The 17223-nt window shown below is 53.2% G+C and carries 15 protein-coding genes; 4 read left to right on the forward strand and 11 right to left on the reverse strand.

All coding sequences use genetic code 11. The features are described from left to right. Positions 1 to 4 precede the first annotated feature (4 nt). From glgX to asd, 3 genes are all read right to left on the reverse strand, one after another. On the reverse strand, positions 5 to 1981 hold the full coding sequence (glgX, locus tag AAIG39_RS03130) for a glycogen debranching protein GlgX (protein ID WP_343193171.1): 1977 nt from the start codon (positions 1979 to 1981) through the stop codon (positions 5 to 7). Continuing rightward, entirely contained in the window at positions 1981 to 4164 is a 2184-nt protein-coding gene (gene glgB, locus AAIG39_RS03135; protein WP_343193172.1) for a 1,4-alpha-glucan branching enzyme, read from the reverse strand. The genes glgX and glgB overlap by 1 nt, the downstream gene beginning before the upstream one ends. A 262-nt stretch (positions 4165 to 4426) precedes the next feature. Beyond that, positions 4427 to 5533, reverse strand: coding sequence for an aspartate-semialdehyde dehydrogenase (gene asd / locus AAIG39_RS03140; RefSeq protein WP_343193173.1), 1107 nt, complete (start codon positions 5531 to 5533; stop codon positions 4427 to 4429). A 162-nt stretch (positions 5534 to 5695) separates the two neighbouring features. On the opposite strand from asd, the gene AAIG39_RS03145 reads away from it, so the two are divergent. Next, entirely contained in the window at positions 5696 to 6289 is a 594-nt protein-coding gene (locus tag AAIG39_RS03145) for a YhgN family NAAT transporter (RefSeq protein ID WP_090083945.1), read from the forward strand. A gap of 122 nt (positions 6290 to 6411) precedes the next feature. Here the strand turns inward: AAIG39_RS03145 and gntU are convergent, their stop codons facing one another. The 5 genes from gntU to AAIG39_RS03170 all read right to left on the reverse strand — a co-directional run bounded on the left by gntU (position 6412) and on the right by AAIG39_RS03170 (position 11377). Then, positions 6412 to 7752 (reverse strand): gluconate transporter, encoded by a 1341-nt coding sequence (gene gntU, locus AAIG39_RS03150; RefSeq protein ID WP_132440226.1) that lies wholly within the window; start codon positions 7750 to 7752, stop codon positions 6412 to 6414. Positions 7753 to 7764: 12 nt separating this feature from the next. After that, on the reverse strand, positions 7765 to 8286 hold the full coding sequence (gene gntK / locus AAIG39_RS03155) for a gluconokinase (RefSeq protein WP_090083942.1): 522 nt from the start codon (positions 8284 to 8286) through the stop codon (positions 7765 to 7767). A gap of 136 nt (positions 8287 to 8422) precedes the next feature. Next, positions 8423 to 9418: a gluconate operon transcriptional repressor GntR gene (gene gntR / locus AAIG39_RS03160; RefSeq protein ID WP_047372799.1), complete on the reverse strand. Its 996-nt coding sequence runs from the start codon at positions 9416 to 9418 to the stop codon at positions 8423 to 8425. A 102-nt stretch (positions 9419 to 9520) separates the two neighbouring features. Then, positions 9521 to 10216 carry a pirin family protein gene (locus tag AAIG39_RS03165; protein ID WP_090083940.1) on the reverse strand — a complete coding sequence of 232 codons (696 nt, stop codon included), beginning with the start codon at positions 10214 to 10216 and terminating at the stop codon, positions 9521 to 9523. A 123-nt stretch (positions 10217 to 10339) separates the two neighbouring features. Then, positions 10340 to 11377: an oxidoreductase gene (locus AAIG39_RS03170; protein ID WP_090083939.1), complete on the reverse strand. Its 1038-nt coding sequence runs from the start codon at positions 11375 to 11377 to the stop codon at positions 10340 to 10342. Positions 11378 to 11831: 454 nt separating this feature from the next. Between AAIG39_RS03170 and AAIG39_RS03175 the strand changes: the two genes are divergently transcribed. Beyond that, entirely contained in the window at positions 11832 to 12317 is a 486-nt protein-coding gene (locus AAIG39_RS03175) for a bactofilin family protein (RefSeq protein WP_425503253.1), read from the forward strand. Positions 12318 to 12532: 215 nt separating this feature from the next. Then, positions 12533 to 13024, forward strand: coding sequence for an N-acetyltransferase (gene yhhY / locus AAIG39_RS03180; protein ID WP_090083936.1), 492 nt, complete (start codon positions 12533 to 12535; stop codon positions 13022 to 13024). Between the two features lie 62 nt (positions 13025 to 13086). Here yhhY and ggt read toward each other — a convergent pair whose 3' ends face one another. Next, a complete protein-coding gene (gene ggt / locus AAIG39_RS03185; protein WP_249572362.1) occupies positions 13087 to 14841 on the reverse strand; it encodes a gamma-glutamyltransferase in 1755 nt (584 codons plus the stop codon). A 121-nt stretch (positions 14842 to 14962) separates the two neighbouring features. Between ggt and AAIG39_RS03190 the strand changes: the two genes are divergently transcribed. Further along, a complete protein-coding gene (locus AAIG39_RS03190) occupies positions 14963 to 15415 on the forward strand; it encodes a DUF2756 family protein (RefSeq protein ID WP_343193322.1) in 453 nt (150 codons plus the stop codon). Here AAIG39_RS03190 and ugpQ read toward each other — a convergent pair. Then, a complete protein-coding gene (gene ugpQ / locus AAIG39_RS03195; protein WP_090083933.1) occupies positions 15412 to 16152 on the reverse strand; it encodes a glycerophosphodiester phosphodiesterase in 741 nt (246 codons plus the stop codon). The genes AAIG39_RS03190 and ugpQ overlap by 4 nt on opposite strands. Further along, positions 16149 to 17222 (reverse strand): sn-glycerol-3-phosphate import ATP-binding protein UgpC, encoded by a 1074-nt coding sequence (locus AAIG39_RS03200; RefSeq protein WP_090083931.1) that lies wholly within the window; start codon positions 17220 to 17222, stop codon positions 16149 to 16151. The genes ugpQ and AAIG39_RS03200 overlap by 4 nt, the downstream gene beginning before the upstream one ends. Position 17223: the final 1 nt, after the last annotated feature.

Here is a 17223-nt window from a genome sequence, read left to right on the forward strand (position 1 = left end):
TTTTTTATGACCTTTCAAAGACGCACACTCCGTGCGCGGGCCCATGCCAGACAGCCATCACTACCGGATTATCCTCACCGGCAAACGGAGGAATAGCACGCCATTCCCCTTCTGGTAGCGCAATCTCTGCGACTTCATGTGTGCCGTTAATCGTCAGTAGTACACGATCGGACAGTAGAATTTGCAGGCGGCGGACACCGCTTTGCCACTCCGCAACACTCAGTGGCTGCGCTTCCGTATTAAGCCAACGCACGTTGCCATCGCCCTCTTCCCACCATATATCCCGGGTTAATGCGGGAATACGCTGGCGAAGGTGAATCAACGCGGCGGTAAATTCCATTAGCCCACTGTTAGCGTGTTGCCAGTCAAGCCAGGTCAACGCGTTGTCCTGACAGTAAGCGTTGTTATTACCGTGCTGGCTATGACCATGCTCATCACCGGCCAGCAGCATTGGTGTTCCCTGGGACAGTAGCAGTGTTGTTAACAGGGCATGGACGCTTGTTCGCCTCCTTTCTGTCACATCAAGACTGCTACTTAACCCTTCTATACCATGATTATTACTATGGTTATTGTTAGTACCGTCGCGATTTTCCTCGCCATTCGCTTCGTTATGCTTATGGTTGAAACTCACACAATCGCGCAATGTGAACCCGTCATGCGCCGTCACCAGATTGACCGACGCATGGGGCAGACGCCCTTCACGACGGAACATATCGCTGGATGCGGCAAAGCGCCCGGCAAATTCCCCGGGCGAGAGTGACTGCTCCAGCCAGAAGCGGCGGGCAGCGTCACGAAAATGATCATTCCATTCGGCAAACAATGGCGGGAAATTACCCACCTGGTAACCGCCTTCGCCAATGTCCCACGGCTCTGCAATAAGCTTCACCTGTGAGAGTAGCGGACAGTTTTTAATTGCCTCGAATAAGGGCGCCTGCTGGCTGAACCCCGGCGTACGCCCCATAATCGTTGCCAAATCAAAGCGAAAACCGTCGATATGGAACGTTTCCACCCAATATTTAAGGCAAGCATATGCATACGCCACACCGCTCGGGTTGCTCAAATTCAGCGTGTTTCCACACCCGGTCCAGTTTTCATAATCACCGTCGCCCCTGATCCAATAATAGCTACGGTTATCGATTCCGCGCAGGGAGAGCGTCGGACCATGCAGGTCACTTTCAGCACTGTGGTTCAGCACGATATCGAGAATGACCTCAATACCGTTTTGATGCAGGGACTTAACCGCATCACGAAACTCATTGATGGCTAATTCAGGAGAGGTGGCATAACGCGGCTCAAGTGCAAACAGCGCCAGCGGGTTATAGCCCCAGTAGTTACTTAAACCCAGACGTTGCAGACGCGGCTCGCTGATAAAATGAGCCACTGGCATCAGCTCCAGCGCGGTGATACCCAGTGTTTTGAAGTAGTTGATCATCACCGGATGACCAAGGGCTTTATAAGTCCCGCGAATCTCTTCTGGTAAATCCGGGTGCTGCCAGGTCAGCCCTTTGACATGGGCTTCATAGATGACCGTATTGCCCCATGGCGTGCGTGGCGAGGCATCATTTCCCCAGTCAAAGGTGTCATCCACGACCACGCTTTTCGGCGCAATTGCCGCGCTGTCATGCGGATCAGGAGCGTCATAGCCCCCGTGCAACAGTGGGCTGTCTTTAACGTCACCTTCGACACGGCGCGCACAGGGATCGAGAAGTAACTTCGCCGGGTTAAAGCGATGCCCCTGCCCCGGTTCCCACGGACCGTGTACACGATAGCCATAACGCGTACCAGGCAGCGCATCCGCCAGGAAACCATGCCAGACATCGCCGCTACGGGCGGGTAAGTCAAAACGTTGTTCGTTGCCTTCGTCATCAAAAATGCACAGTTCCACTCGCTCCGCATGTGCCGAAAATAACGTGAAATTCACGCCATTTTTCTGCACATGGGCGCCAGGTGGCGTCGCGTTGCCTGCTGTCAGCCTGGTCATCACCCCTCCCGCACAAACCAGACGGTTGCCAGCGGCGGGATCGTCACAGAGAGAGATTGTGGCCTGCCGTTCATCGGGATTTCATCACTGTGCACGCCACCACCATTGCCGGTATTGCTGCCGTGATAGTGCATAGAATCCGTATTCAGCTCTTCACGCCAGCGTCCCGGCTGGTTGATACCAAAGCGGTAGTTATGGCGCGGTACTGGGGTGAAATTGCTGACAACAATGATTTCATTCCCGGCTTTATCGCGACGGACAAAGACAAACACCGAGTTTTCATGGTCATCCACCACCAGCCATTCAAAGCCATACGGGTCAAAGTCCAGTTCATGCAACGCTTTGTGATGACGATAGACGTGGTTCATATCCCGTACCAGACGCTGTACGCCGTGGTGCCAGTTATCGCCCCCTTCAAGCAGATGCCAGTCGAGGCTGCTGTCATGGTTCCACTCGCGCCCCTGCGCAAACTCGTTACCCATAAACAGCAGTTTTTTACCGGGGAAAGCCCACATCCAGGCGTAGTAAGCACGCAGGTTGGCAAACTTCTGCCACGCATCGCCGGGCATACGATCAAGAATGGATTTCTTGCCATGCACCACTTCGTCATGGGACAGCGGCAACACGAAATTTTCCGTGTAGTTGTAGAGCATGCCAAAGGTAAGTTTGTCGTGGTGGTGTTTGCGATAGATCGGATCGAGCTTCATGTAATCCAGCGTGTCGTGCATCCAGCCAAGATTCCACTTGTACCAGAAACCAAGGCCGCCCAGCGATGGCGGACGCGAGACGCCGGCAAAGTCGGTGGACTCTTCCGCCATACTCACCGCGCCAGGAACCTGCTCGCCGAGGATACGGTTGGTGCTGCGCAAAAATTCGATGGCTTCGAGGTTTTCCCGACCACCAAATTCATTGGGGATCCATTCACCTTGTTTACGGCTGTAATCGCGGTAAATCATGGAGGCAACCGCGTCCACGCGCAGTGCATCAATACCAAAACGCTCAATCCAGTAGAGCGCATTACCCACCAGATAGTTGCTGACTTCGCGGCGACCATAGTTATAAATCAGCGTATTCCAGTCCTGATGGTAACCTTCACGCGGATCGCTGTGTTCATAGAGCGCGGTCCCGTCAAATTCGGCCAGACCAAAGTCATCGGACGGAAAATGGCCGGGCACCCAGTCCAGAATGACATTCAACCCGGCAGCATGAGCCGCTTTGATAAAATAGATAAAGTCATCACGGGTGCCAAAACGGCGCGTCGGGGCATAAAGGCCCGTCGGCTGATAGCCCCAGCTTCCATCAAACGGATGCTCATTAATGGGCAGCAGCTCCAGATGGGTGAACCCCATCCATTTTGCATACGGCACCAGTTGGTCCGCCAGCTCACGGTAGCTGAGCCAGAAATTATTGTCCGTGTGGCGACGCCATGAACCCAGATGTACTTCGTAAATAGAGACAGGCGCATCAAATTCGTTGGCCTTTTTACGCTCTTGCGTCTGCTCTATCTTTTCCGGCAGGTCGCAAATCATTGATGCCGTTTCCGGGCGCATCTGCGCTTCAAAAGCGTAAGGATCAGATTTGATCCGCAGCTTACCGTTCGCATCAATCATCTCAAACTTATAGAGCTGGCCGTTGTGCGCACCCGGAATGAAAAGTTCCCAGATGCCGCTTTCACGGCGCAGGCGCATCGGATGGCGACGGCCATCCCAGTAGTTAAATTGCCCGACCACGGACACACGGCGGGCATTTGGCGCCCAGACAGAGAAACGGGTCCCGGTCACACCGTCCATAGTATCTGCATGCGCGCCCAGCGTTTCGTAAGGCCTCAGGTGGGTGCCTTCGGAAAGCAGCCATGCGTCCATGTCCTGAATCAATGGACCAAAGCGGTAAGGATCGTCGATAAGGTTCTGCTGCCCATGCCAGATAACGGCTAACTGGTAGCGAAAGGGGTTTTTGCGTCGTGGCAGCACGCCACTAAAGAAACCACGTGAATCAAGGCAATCCAGATTGCCTACTTTGCGCCCGGTTTTGGGTTCAATGACCCAGACCTCGGTCGCGTCAGGTAATAATGCACGGACTTCCAGCCCGGCTTCCGTCTGGTGCATGCCGAGTACGGAAAAGGGGTCTGCGAAATGGCCTTCAATTAGCGCATTAATCACGTCTCTATCTACAAAAACAGACATGGTATAATCCTTGTTATCTATGTCACACCTTTCCCGGCAAGGTTATACGCCCAGCTGTGACATTTTTTTTGACCTGAACGGCGCAGCACATAATGTGCATCCTCTCTGCTCCGTCCCACCTTCAGGCAGAATGCGTGAACACCCCACTTAAAGCATAGCCAACGCTTTATCTTACCCCCGAGAAAAATATCGCCATCTGCGTACACTCCGTTAATACGCACAAAAAAGGGGTGACAAGCACCCCTTTTTAAACAAATTCAGCTTATGCAAGCTGGCGTAATATGCGACGTAGCGGCTCCGCTGCGCCCCACAGGAGCTGGTCCCCTACGGTAAATGCAGAGAGGAAATCCGATCCCATATTCAGCTTACGCAGACGCCCTACAGGGGTGGTCAGCGTGCCTGTTACGGCAGCCGGCGTCAGTTCGCGCATGGTGATTTCACGATCGTTTGGCACCACTTTCGCCCACGGGTTATGAGCCGCCAGCAGCTCTTCGATGGTCGGGATAGACACATCTTTTTTCAATTTAATGGTAAATGCCTGACTGTGGCAGCGCAGTGCGCCAACGCGTACACACAAACCATCAACAGGAATAGTGGTGCTAGTGCCGAGAATTTTGTTGGTTTCAGCCTGGCCTTTCCACTCTTCACGGCTTTGGCCGTTATCCAGCTGTTTGTCGATCCATGGAATCAGACTGCCAGCCAGCGGCACACCGAAGTTGTCGACAGGCAGTTCACCGCTGCGGGAAAGGTGGGTGACTTTGCGTTCAATATCGAGGATGGCAGATGCCGGATCTGCGAGCTCAGCAGCCACGTGGCCGTGAAGTTGCCCCATTTGCGTCAGCAGTTCACGCATATGACGCGCACCACCGCCAGAAGCCGCCTGATAAGTAGCCACAGAGACCCATTCCACCAGATCGTTGGCAAACAGACCCCCCAGGGACATCAGCATCAGGCTGACAGTACAGTTACCGCCAACAAAGGTTTTAATGCCTTTGTTCAGGCCGTCGGTAATGACCGCCTGGTTGACCGGGTCAAGAATGATGATGGCGTCATCTTTCATACGCAGGGAAGAGGCAGCATCGATCCAGTAACCCTGCCAGCCGCTTTCACGAAGCTTTGGATAAATTTCGTTGGTATAATCGCCGCCCTGGCAGGTGACAATGATGTCGAGGGCCTTCAGTGCTTCCAGATCGAATGCATCCTGCAACGTGCCGGTAGACTTACCGCCGAACGTCGGGGCTGTCTGACCAAGCTGGGAAGTAGAAAAGAAGACCGGGCGAATGGCGTCGAAGTCGCACTCTTCTACCATGCGTTGCATGAGTACGGAGCCGACCATTCCGCGCCAACCGATAAAACCAACATTTTTCATAGCGTATTTCCTGCGAAGGTGTGTGCTGTTAGTGCGAGCCAGTATCCAACTGGCGCTAATAGTCCACCTTACAAAATGCACGCAAAGTCGCAAGTGAAATTAATCAATGATGGGCAAGCCATCAGAAATACCGCTTATCAGCGGCAATATGGGTAATTGATAATGAGCGAAATCATTTCGGTGGCAGTGTTGTTGATCCTGATTATGGACCCTCTCGGGAACCTGCCGATTTTTATGTCAGTGCTCCGGCACACTGAGCCGAAGCGCCGCCGGAAAATCATGATTCGCGAGCTGCTCATCGCACTGGTGCTGATGTTGGTTTTCCTCTTCGCGGGCGAAAATATTCTGGCATTTCTCAACCTGCGAGCCGAAACCGTGTCGATTTCGGGCGGCATCATCCTGTTCCTGATTGCCATTAAGATGATTTTCCCGAGCGAGTCCGGCAGCAGTATGGGTCTGCCCGCAGGTGAAGAACCTTTTATTGTGCCGCTTGCCGTTCCGTTGGTAGCCGGACCGACACTGCTTGCCACCCTGATGCTGCTTTCACACCAGTACCCGAATCAAATGGGCCATCTGGTGATTGCGCTGTTGATTGCCTGGGGCGGTACCGTGGCGATATTGCTGCAATCATCGCTGTTCCTGCGCCTGCTCGGGGAAAAAGGGGTGAACGCGCTTGAGCGTTTAATGGGGCTGGTACTGGTAATGCTCGCAACCCAGATGTTCCTGGACGGCATCCGCTTGTGGATGAAGGGTTAACAACGTAAAAGCAAAAAGGCAACGTAAGTTGCCTTTTTTAGTGTTTGCTCCCTCCCCTGTGGGAGAGGGTCAGGGTCAGAGTATCAGACCGCACCGCATCCGGGAGTAACCGGTGAAAACCATCAGCTCAGCAGCGTAAAGGCAATCATCCCGACAATCGCCCCCGTGGTGCCCAGAATCGTTTCCATTAAGGTCCAGGTTTTCAGCGTCTGCGCTTCGGTGGCACCGGTAAACTTACCGAACAACCAGAATCCAGCATCGTTCACATGACTGACCACAATAGACCCCCCTGCGATACAAATCGACAGGGCCGCCAGCTGCGCGCCGGAAAAATGCAGTTGCTCAATTACGGGCATCACCAGCCCCACCGCCGTCAGACAGGCAACGGTCGCAGAGCCCTGAATAATACGCACGGCAGCCGCCAGCACAAAACAGGTCACGGCAATCGGCAGGCCCATACCGGTCAACGCTTCACCCAATGCCGGGCCAACACCCGAATCCACCAGCACCTGCTTGAATACACCGCCAGCCCCAATCACCAGCAGGATGATACCCGCCGGCTGCAATGCCTGACCGCAGATCTCCATGACCCGGTCTTTCGCCATGCCCTGACGAATAGCCAGACCATAAATCGCCACCAGGCATGCCACCAGAATCGCGGTGAACGGGTGACCGATAAACTCAAGCCAGTTGTAGAGATCCGAACCCTCTGCCACAAAACGTGCAGCGATCGTTTTCAGCCCCACCAGCACCAGCGGCAGCAGAATCAACGACAGGCTAAAGCCGAATGAGGGCATTTTACCTTCGCCCAGATGCGGCTCAGTGATGTCGTCGGGGATATGCAGCTCGACATAGCGGCTGATAAAGTTACCCCAAAGCGGCCCGGCGATCAGCATTCCAGGAACAGCCGCACACAGCCCAATCAGGATCATCCAGCCAAAGTCAGCGTGCATCTGGGAAGCCAACAGCATCGGCGCAGGCCCAGGCAGCAGAAACGCTGCGGCCGCCGCCACGCCCGCAAACAGCGGGATCACCAGCTTCACAAGGTTCGTACCGGTATGACGCGCCATAGAGAAGGCAACGCTAATCAGCAGAACGACCGCCACTTCGAAGAACAGAGGCAGCGCGCAAATCAACCCGGCCAGGCCAATCGCGAAATGCGCGCGGTTGTGACCAAAAGATTTGAGCATCTTCACGGCAATCTGATCGACGGCGCCGGTCTCATGCAGAATTTTGCCGAACATCGCCCCCAAAGCCACCACAATGGCGAGGAAGCCCAGCGTCCCGCCCATCCCTTTTTCCATCGTCGCCGCAATCTTGATTAACGGCATACCGGAAAAAAGCCCTGCACCAATAGAAACCACCATCAAAGCAACGAAAGCATGCATACGCGCTTTCATTACTAAAAACAGCAGCAGCAACACAGAGCCAACTGCTGTTAAAACAAGCGTCAATGTACTCACAACGAACTGCCTTTATTTGTTAATCACTTCAATTGTGCTGGCGACAACACCTTCCAGGGGCTGGTCAATATCAACGATCAACACGTCGCGCTCATCCGCACCCGGCTCTTCCAGGGCTTCAAACTGGGTCACCAGCATTTGCGTTTTAAAGAAGTGGCCTTTACGCGCTTTCAGGCGGCTTTCGATAACATCGAAGTCCCCTTTCAGGTAGATAAAGGAGAGGTTAGGGTTACCGTCACGGAGCAGATCGCGGTAACGCTTTTTCAGCGCCGAACAGACAATCAGCGACACTTTGTTGGTGCGCTGCATTGCAAAGGCCGCATCGTTAAGCGCCTGCAACCAGGGTTTACGGTCATCATCATTCAACGGCTCGCCTGCGGCCATTTTCATGATGTTGGCGCGTGGATGAAGGAAGTCGCCGTCAAGAAACGCGGCATGGATTTGATGCGCCACTTCACTGGCGACGGCGGATTTACCACTGCCAGATACGCCCATCAGGACATAGACGTGGTGATCATGGTTAGTCGTGCTCAAAGCGTAGCTCCCACAGGTACAAAGTGAATTGTTACGGGTAACAGTTATCGGTAACATTGTCCTGCCGGGGTAATGGATAAGCAATAACCATTCGTGCCAGAAGTGAATAAGTGTGAGCTACTTCAAATTTGTCAGACTAAATAGATCCACCTGGTGACAATGTGAAACCTAAATCTAACAATTTTGGCGTAACAGATTCACCACGAATGCGCGCCAGCAGGCGTTCTGCGCCAATACGCCCCATACGTTCACGCGGCGTAAGCACGCTCGCCAGACGCGGCTCCATTACCTGGCCAATGTCGTGACCGTGGAACCCGGCGATCGCCATATCATCAGGAATTTTGAGCCCCAAACGCTGGCATTCGAACGCCGCGCCAACTGCAAGGTCATCATTGGTACAAAAAATTCCGTCCAGTTGCGAGTATTCGCGACGAGCCTGCCGCATAAGCTCAATGCCCGCGGTATAGGAGGAGGACTGTTCTACCATCACGCTGTATGGCGTCAGACCCGCATCCAGCATCGCCTGCTCATACCCCTTCTGTTTGATGATAGTACGTTCGTCCAGACGTGCGCCCAGGTAGGCTACCCGGCGATGTCCCCGTTCAATAATGGCTGCCGTCATCTGCCGGGCAGCTTCAAAGTTGTCGAAGCCAACGGCGATGTCCAGACAAGGCGATTTACTGTCCATCAGTTCAACAACAGGGATACCGGCCACTTCAATCATTTTCAGCGTGCGAGGGGTATGCGTACGTTCAGTAAGGATAAGGCCGTCGATATTCCACGACAGCATAGATTCAAGCCGCTCTTCTTCCAGTTCAGGCTTATAGCCAAAGTGTGCCAGCATGGTCTGATAGCCAAACGCATCCGTCACGCTTTCAATACCGCGCAGAACCTCTGCGAACACCTGGTTGGTTAATGAGGGAAGCAGCACGCCAACCGCACGGCTGGTGGCATTGGAGAGAATATCCGGAGCCCGATTCGGAATGTAGCCCAGTTCATCAAGTGCAGCCGCTATTTTTGACCGAAGCGCCACAGAGACTTGCTCCGGGTTGCGTAAAAATCGGCTGACCGTCATTTTGGTCACGCCAACGCGATCGGCCACATCCTGAAGTACGGGTCTTTTCTTTTTCATCGTCCTGAATTGATAAACGGGGAAACATCAGGCCAGTTTATCACGGACAAAGCGTAACCTTCTGGTGTTAACCAGAAGGTTACGTCATTTATTTAAGCCCGATCAAACTGGCGGCAGGTCGAAGAGTAAAATTTCGCTGTCGCTATCAGCATGAATGGACAGGGCCTGCTCGTCCCAGATGGCCAGGCCATCGCTGGTGGTTGCTTTCGTTCCATTAATGGATACGTCACCTTTCACCACCTGAATCCAGACTTTGCGGTCTGCAGAAATTTGATATACAGACTGCTCATCTTTTAACAGCGCCCAGCGATAAAGTTCCATGTCCTGATGCACTTTCAGCGAACCATCGCGAGCATCCGGCGAGAGAACCAGTTGGCGGCCCTGCGCTGCATCAAAGCGACGTTGTTCGTAACGCGGCGTGATGCCATTTTCTTGCGGAATAATCCAGATCTGGTACAGACGCAGCGGCTCAGTGGCGCTCGGGTTGTACTCTGAATGCCGCACGCCGGTGCCTGCGCTCATAATCTGAAATTCACCTGCCGGGACCTGTTCTTTATTGCCCATGCTGTCCTGATGTTCAACCGCGCCTTGCAGTACATACGTCAGGATTTCCATATCTTTATGGGGATGAGTACCAAACCCCTGCCCGGCATCGATTACGTCGTCATTAATCACGCGCAGTGCAGAAAAACCCATAAAGTTTGCATCGTAGTAGTTGGCAAACGAAAAGGTATGCCAGGAGTCCAGCCAGCCATGATTTGCATGGCCACGGTCGTTTGCTTTGCGTAAGTAAATCATGTTTTCACCCTCATGTTCGTTTCGATGGGGTAAGTGTGGACCCGATCGCTGACCAATCATAGAGGGTGAAAATTGACTCCTCTGTTCAAAAAAAGTGAATGACTTTTGCTAGCGTAAGACCACTTATTTTGCGAGGGTTACCGTGGATGGAGAGGCCTGTTCGAAGGCGCGTTCCAGGATCTCCAGGTTGGTCAGAACATCAGATTCCTTGACGTAATTATCCGCCCCGGTAGTGAGCGTGGCATAGAGCGCATCATAGACCCGTCCATAGTCACCGATTTCCGGTTTCAGTTCCTCACGCACCGTTTCACCCGCGTCATTCACATACTCCAGCACGCCGACACTGTCATCTGCCGCAAACCCCGCTTCGCCGGGCATAATATTGGCTTTCAGGCTGGTCTCCTGCTGGTCGATGCCGTACTTGATGAATGACCCTTTGCTACCGTGGACAATAAACTTCGGATAGTCGATTTTAACCAGGTAGCTGGTTTTAACGATAGCTTTCAGGTCGCCGTAAAAGAGCTGCGCTTCAAAGGTATCATCCGGGTTAGCCTTATTGCGCAGGCTACGAATGTCATAAGACACATGGTCCGGACGACCAAACAGTGAAATAATTTGATCCATCGTATGCACGCCAAGCCCATAGAACGACCCGTCCTGCGGCAGGCCAGGTTTCGTTTCTGCGACCGGGCGAAAGTAATCAAAGTGGCTCTCTACTTCTACGATTTCACCTAGCTTTCCGCTTTCAATGGCTTTTTTGGCTGTCAAAAAGCAGGAGTCAAAGCGGCGATTCTGATACGGCGTGACGGTCAGACCTTTACTTTTCGCCAGTTCAAAGAGTGTGACTGCTTCGGCAATCGTCGGGGTGAATGGCTTCTCAACCAGCACGTTTTTCCCGGCTTCCAGCGCCCGCTTCGCATACTCAAAATGGCTGTCCGCATGGGTACAAACGATGACCAGACTGACCTGCGGATCATTTAGAACCTCATCAAGATCGCTGGTGAAGTGAATATGCTGATACTGCGGCTGCTGTTCTTCCGGTTTCGCATGGCGGCGAAAGATATGCGCCACATGCCAGGTATCTTTGCGATTGAGAACGTAAGGGAGGTGGTAGCGAGTGGTGCTTTTACCAAAGCCGATAAATGCGCAATGCAGAGTCATAATGCTGTCCTTGTTTAGCGTCGCAGTCTTAAACCTTAGCGCAAGACGCCCACTGATAAAAACCTCCACCATCAATGAACAAGATATTCAGCCAGAGAATTCCAACCTTACGACTTATATCCTTGAATTATAAAACCTGAATAAACAGCCACTTCCATTCTTAAAATTCCCAGCCACATCTTGATCTCTTCGTCCAGATTGCTGATAAGAGTGCCGCGAAAAGCAGGATGTTTCTCGCAATAACAGGTCAGCCGCACATCACGCTGACTGCAATGGAAAGCGACCCAGGGAAGTATGCATGGACAGAAAATATCTCCTGCTAAACATCACCCTTCTGGTCTGGTTGTTTGCGCTCCTGGCATGGTGCGCTGGCGCATCAACGCTGGCGCAAGGCGCAGGACTGCTGGCCTTTGCCTCCTTTAGCGCGTTTATCCTGAGAGGATTAATAACAGGTATGTTCAAAAAACATAAAAACGGCGAAAACCCGGGTGCGATAGTCGCCACGCCCTCCCCCGATAACCAACATCTGACTGAAATAGAGACTCGTACGGTGATCGCCAGCGATGTTCATCTTGAAGGCAATATCACCTCATCGAGCCCGGTTTATGTTTACGGCAGCGTACGGGGGGATATCGACGTAAAAGAGAGTCTGGTCAACGTCCTGCGTGAAGGACGGGTCGATGGAAATATTAACTGTCAGGAACTGATTATCGACGGCACAGTGACAGGTCAGTGTACAGGCGATGCGGTAAATATTGCCGAAAACGGTACGTTAACCGGCACGCTCGCGTATCGATCGCTGAGCGTAAAGCAGGGTGGCACCTTTACAGGCCAGGCGGAACTACGTGCCCCACGACATGAAAAGACTAACGTTGTAGGTCTGGTGTCCGACACCGACACGGATAGTGCCAACAAAAAGTCGGGGGAGAAACGCAGGTAAAAAAAAAGCCAGCACCCGGCTGGCTAAGAAATACTGGAAGCAATGTGAGCAATGTCGTGCTTTCAGGATTACCGCGAAGGTTTCCCTGAACGCACGGCAATAATAATCATTATCATTCGCACTTGTCTACTCCTTTTTGCAAAAAAAGGCAGTTGACGCATTTTGCAAAGTCCGTGATGTTGAAGAGGCTACTTCACCAACAGAGGAAAAAAGGAATGAATGACATTGTGATACGCCATATCGAAGCCAGCGATGCAGAAGCATTACGCCACATCAATTCACATCCTGGGGTGTATCACGACACGCTACAAATTCCTCATCCCTCCATGGCAATGTGGCAGGAAAGAGCTGCCGTCAAACCCGGCCGACGCCATCTCGTCGCCTGTATTGAAGAAGAGGTCGTCGGGCACCTGGCCCTGGACATTATGGAAAACCCACGGCGTGGCCACGTTGCTACCTTTGGTATTGGCGTTTCAGCCGAAAAGCATGGACGTGGCGTCGGTAGCGCGTTGATGCGCGAAATGGTCAATCTTTGCGACAACTGGCTGCGAATAGAGCGCATTGAACTGACCGTCTTCGTTGATAATGCCCCGGCGCTGACACTGTACCGGAAGTTCGGTTTTGAAATTGAAGGCACCGGAAAGCATTTCGCTCTGCGTAACGGCGAATATGTTGATGCCTATTTTATGGCGCGGATAAAACAGTAAGCCTCCACGATTCACCCGCCGTTTAAATCCCCTCTCCCTTTCAGGAAGAGGGGAAATAAAGCTTAATATCCCGCCGTTAAATCATCCACCGTTCGCGGGTCAGACGCGCCGTACAGTGTGCCATCCGGGCCAACCATAATGCTCTGCGTACTGCCCATTGCCTCTTTCACAGCAACCTTTTGTCCTTTCTGCTCAAGCAGCTTGATGGTATCCGGGCTAAAGCCTTTTTCGACGCGCAGCTCATCCGGCAACCACTGATGATGGAAACGCGGGGCGTTAGTCGCCTCGGCGACATTCATCCCAAAATCAATGCTGTTCACCACGATTTGCAGCACAGTTGTAATGATACGACTACCACCAGGGCTCCCGGTGACCAGCCACGTTTTCCCATCTTTCACTACGATAGTCGGTGACATAGAAGAGAGCGGACGTTTGCCCGGCCCTACCGCATTCGCATCCCCCCCAACCAGACCATACACATTCGGAACACCAGGTTTGGCCGAGAAATCATCCATTTCGTTATTCATCAGGATGCCGGTATTTCCCGCTACAATCCCGCTACCAAAGGTTGTGTTAAGGGTGTAGGTCACCGCAACGGCATTGCCGTCTTTATCCACCACCGAATAGTGTGTCGTCTGGTTACTCTCATAGGGTTCAAGCTTACCCGGACGAATCTGGCTCGATGGCTTCGCTTTGTTGACGTCGATCTGCTGGGCCAGCGATTTTGCATAATCTTTATTGGTCAATGCCTGCCAGGGCACCTTCACAAAATCCGGATCGCCCAGGTACTCAGACCTGTCGGCATAGGCGTACTTTTCCGCCTCCGCCATCACCTGCAACGTATCGGCGCTGCCGAAGCCATATTTTGCGAGGTCAAAGTTCTCAAGAATATTGAGGATCTGCACAATATGGATCCCCCCGGAAGAGGGCGGCGGCATGGAAAAAATCTGATAGCCGCGATAATCACCGCTGATCGGTATGCGCTCGACGGCTTTATAATTGGCCAGATCTTCTTTCGTGATCAGCCCGCCGTTTTTGCTCATCTCCTGGGCAATCTGATCGGCAATCGCCCCTTTGTAGAATGCGTCCGGCCCTTTTTCGGCAATCATCTCCAGACTCTTTGCCAGATTAGCCTGAACCAGTTTGTCGCCTTTTTTCAGGGGTTCGCCATCTTTCCAGAAAATAGCTTTGCTGTTTTCATGATTTGGCAGCACTTCGCTACCATAGGTTTTGAGATCGTCAGCCAGGGCGTCATTTACCACAAAGCCCTGCTTCGCCAGCTTAATAGCGGGTTGTACGACTTTATTCAGAGGCAATGTGCCATATTTTTCCAGCGCCAGCGAAAACCCCGCCACCGTGCCCGGCGTACCAGAAGCTAAGTGTGATGTGAGGGATTTTTTGCTGTCCGGGTTGCCCTGGTCGTCAAGAAACATATCGCGCGTTGCTGCTGCCGGGGCCATTTCACGAAAATCAATCGCTGTCGTTTTGCCGTCTTTAGTACGGATCATCATAAACCCGCCGCCGCCGAGATTACCGGCCTGCGGGTGAGTCACGGCCAGCGCATAGCCAACCGCCACGGCCGCATCCACGGCGTTGCCCCCCTGTTTGAGGATATCGACGCCAACGCGGGTCGCGGTTTCGTCAACAGACGCCACCATCCCCTGCTTCGCACGAACCGGATGAAAGACATCCGCCTCAACGCCATATGACACCGGAGCCGGGGCCGCAACGGGCGGAGGTGCCGCCGCAACGCTAAAACATCCTCCCGCCATCAGAGCGGCTATCGCCACCCAACGCGCAAACTTCTGTTTCATCATCGTTGTTCTCCTGAAAAGGGGCAACAGTCCCCGCTTAAGCCTGGTTCAGAACTCCTAAAAGATCATCGTAATGCGTGAAACGGAGTAAACTTAAAGGAAACCTCAGCAGGAGGAGATGATGATGAAACGACTATTTATTCTGGCCGCGTTCTTGCCATTGGCCGCTTTCGCACAGCCACTCAACACTACCAACAACCCGAACCAGCCGGGTTATCAGATACCGAGTCAGCAGCGAATGCAGACGCAAATGCTTAATCAGCAACAGCAGCAAAAAGGGATGTTAAATCAGAATTTGCAGACGCAGACCCGTCTGCAACAGCAGAATCTGGAAGCGCAAATTAATAATAATTCCCAGCGGGTAAGGCAGGCTCAGCCGGGGGAGCTCGATCCAGGTACCCAGCAGTTGCTCCCCAATACAAACGGCGGCATGTTGAACCAAAGCGGTAACAACGAGGCGACACTGAGCCAGCAGCAACATATGCTGCCCGCCAACCAGACAGGCAGCAGCATGCTGAATCAAAGTCATGTCAGCACGCCGCAAGCTAATATCCCGCTAAAAACCGTTACGCCTTAAGGCTGAAAATCTGGCCCGATGACTGCAATATTATCGGTACAGATACAATCAACGCCCCAGCGTAGCAGCTGAGATGCGCGCTGCGGGCGGTTGACGGTATAAACCAGAATGCGTAATCCGGCGTCCCGCAACATATCTACACGTTCTTCATCAAGAAGCGTGTGATTAAGATGGATGGAGACACATTCCAGACGGGTAGTCAGCTCCTGCCAGTCATCGCGCCATTCATCGAGCAGCAACCCACGCGGTAATTCCGGCGCTGCCGCCATTGCCGCTTCCAGCGCATCAATCTCAAATGACGACAGCAACGGCGTCGGCATACCCGCCCAGAGTTCGCGCGCCGCCAGCGCCACCACTTTGCCTGTCAGCGGACCGGTGCCAGTTGTCGGTTTAATTTCGATGTTGGCCATCATGCCGTACTGGCGACATCGTTCGGCAACCTGCGACAGCAGCGGCAACGGTTCGCCTTTGAACTCGCCGCTAAACCAGCCACCTGCGTCCACTTTCAGCAGGTCGCTCCATTCCAGCTCTCCGGCAACGCCCCAGCCGTTGCTGGTGCGTTCAAGATTATCGTCATGTAGCAAAAAGATATGCCCGTCTTTCGATAACTTCGCATCGAACTCGATCATCGTGTGACCATGGCGGGCACCCACATCAATTGCCGCCAGGGTGTTTTCCGGGGCAAGTTTACCACCGCCACGATGGGCGGCGACGTGGGGGTAAGGCCAGTTACTCATACACGTTGTCCTGTTTCACCGTCAAAAAGGTGCAGGTGATTCTCCGGCAAATGCAGCCACAACGTGCTGCCCTGCTGCGGCCTGTCTTGATGAGCAAGGCGCACCACCAGTTTATGATCGCCCCAGCGACCGTGAGCCAGGTTGTCGGCGCCAAGCATTTCAAGCGTATCCATCACCAGCGGTACGCCACCTGCGGACTGAGAGCTTAACGCAATATGTTCCGGGCGGATACCCAGAGTCATTTTACGCCCGGCATAACCCCGGTAATACCAGTTAATAGGTAGGGCCATACCGCTATCCAGTTCAAAATGGGTGCCCGTGTTACTGATCCGCCCGTCCAGCAGGTTCATGGCCGGACTGCCGATGAAACTCGCCACAAAGCGGCTGGCCGGTTTTTCATATACCTCAACAGGCGTGCCGATCTGTTCCGCCACGCCTTTATTCATCACCATAACGCGCTGCGCCAGCGTCATTGCCTCTACCTGATCGTGGGTCACGTAGAGCGAGGTCGTTTTCAGGCGACGATGTAAATGCTGCAATTCGAGCCGCATCTGGACACGCAGTTTCGCATCGAGGTTTGATAAGGGTTCATCAAACAGGAACACCGCCGGATCGCGCACAATGGCGCGCCCCATTGCCACACGCTGACGCTGGCCGCCGGATAACTCGCGTGGGCGGCGCTTTAACAGACCGTCCAGTTCCAGAATACGGGCCGCCTCTTTCACGCGTTCGGCAATGTGCTCTTTACCCATGCCGCGAATTTTCAGCCCCCAGGCCATGTTCTCTTCCACGCTCATATGCGGATACAGCGCATAGTTCTGAAACACCATCGCAATACCACGATCTTTCGGTTCTGTTTCTGTTACGCGCTGGCTGTCAATCCAGATATCGCCCGTACTGACGCGCTCAAGGCCGGCGACCATTCGAAGCAGTGTGGATTTTCCACAACCGGATGGCCCAACCATCACAATAAATTCGCCGTCTGCCACATCCAGCGTCAGTGGTTGAATAACCTGTGTTTTGCCGTTATCCCAGCTCTTGGTTACGGCCTGTAATTTTAATCCTGCCATC

The sequence above is a fragment of the Phytobacter palmae genome (assembly GCF_039409775.1).
Taxonomy (GTDB): domain Bacteria; phylum Pseudomonadota; class Gammaproteobacteria; order Enterobacterales; family Enterobacteriaceae; genus Phytobacter; species Phytobacter palmae.

Excerpts from the sequence above, each read along its gene's own strand:
- glgX (WP_343193171.1), bottom strand. The coding sequence starts at position 1,981 with ATGACCAGGCTGACAGCAGGCAACGCGACGCCACCTGGCGCCCATGTG.
- glgB (WP_343193172.1), bottom strand. The coding sequence starts at position 4,164 with ATGTCTGTTTTTGTAGATAGAGACGTGATTAATGCGCTAATTGAAGGC.
- asd (WP_343193173.1), bottom strand. The coding sequence starts at position 5,533 with ATGAAAAATGTTGGTTTTATCGGTTGGCGCGGAATGGTCGGCTCCGTA.
- AAIG39_RS03145 (WP_090083945.1), top strand. The coding sequence starts at position 5,696 with ATGAGCGAAATCATTTCGGTGGCAGTGTTGTTGATCCTGATTATGGAC.
- gntR (WP_047372799.1), bottom strand. The coding sequence starts at position 9,418 with ATGAAAAAGAAAAGACCCGTACTTCAGGATGTGGCCGATCGCGTTGGC.
- AAIG39_RS03165 (WP_090083940.1), bottom strand. The coding sequence starts at position 10,216 with ATGATTTACTTACGCAAAGCAAACGACCGTGGCCATGCAAATCATGGC.
- AAIG39_RS03170 (WP_090083939.1), bottom strand. The coding sequence starts at position 11,377 with ATGACTCTGCATTGCGCATTTATCGGCTTTGGTAAAAGCACCACTCGC.
- AAIG39_RS03175 (WP_425503253.1), top strand. The coding sequence starts at position 11,832 with ATGTTCAAAAAACATAAAAACGGCGAAAACCCGGGTGCGATAGTCGCC.
- yhhY (WP_090083936.1), top strand. The coding sequence starts at position 12,533 with ATGAATGACATTGTGATACGCCATATCGAAGCCAGCGATGCAGAAGCA.
- ggt (WP_249572362.1), bottom strand. The coding sequence starts at position 14,841 with ATGATGAAACAGAAGTTTGCGCGTTGGGTGGCGATAGCCGCTCTGATG.
- AAIG39_RS03190 (WP_343193322.1), top strand. The coding sequence starts at position 14,963 with ATGAAACGACTATTTATTCTGGCCGCGTTCTTGCCATTGGCCGCTTTC.
- ugpQ (WP_090083933.1), bottom strand. The coding sequence starts at position 16,152 with ATGAGTAACTGGCCTTACCCCCACGTCGCCGCCCATCGTGGCGGTGGT.
- AAIG39_RS03200 (WP_090083931.1), bottom strand. The coding sequence starts at position 17,222 with ATGGCAGGATTAAAATTACAGGCCGTAACCAAGAGCTGGGATAACGGC.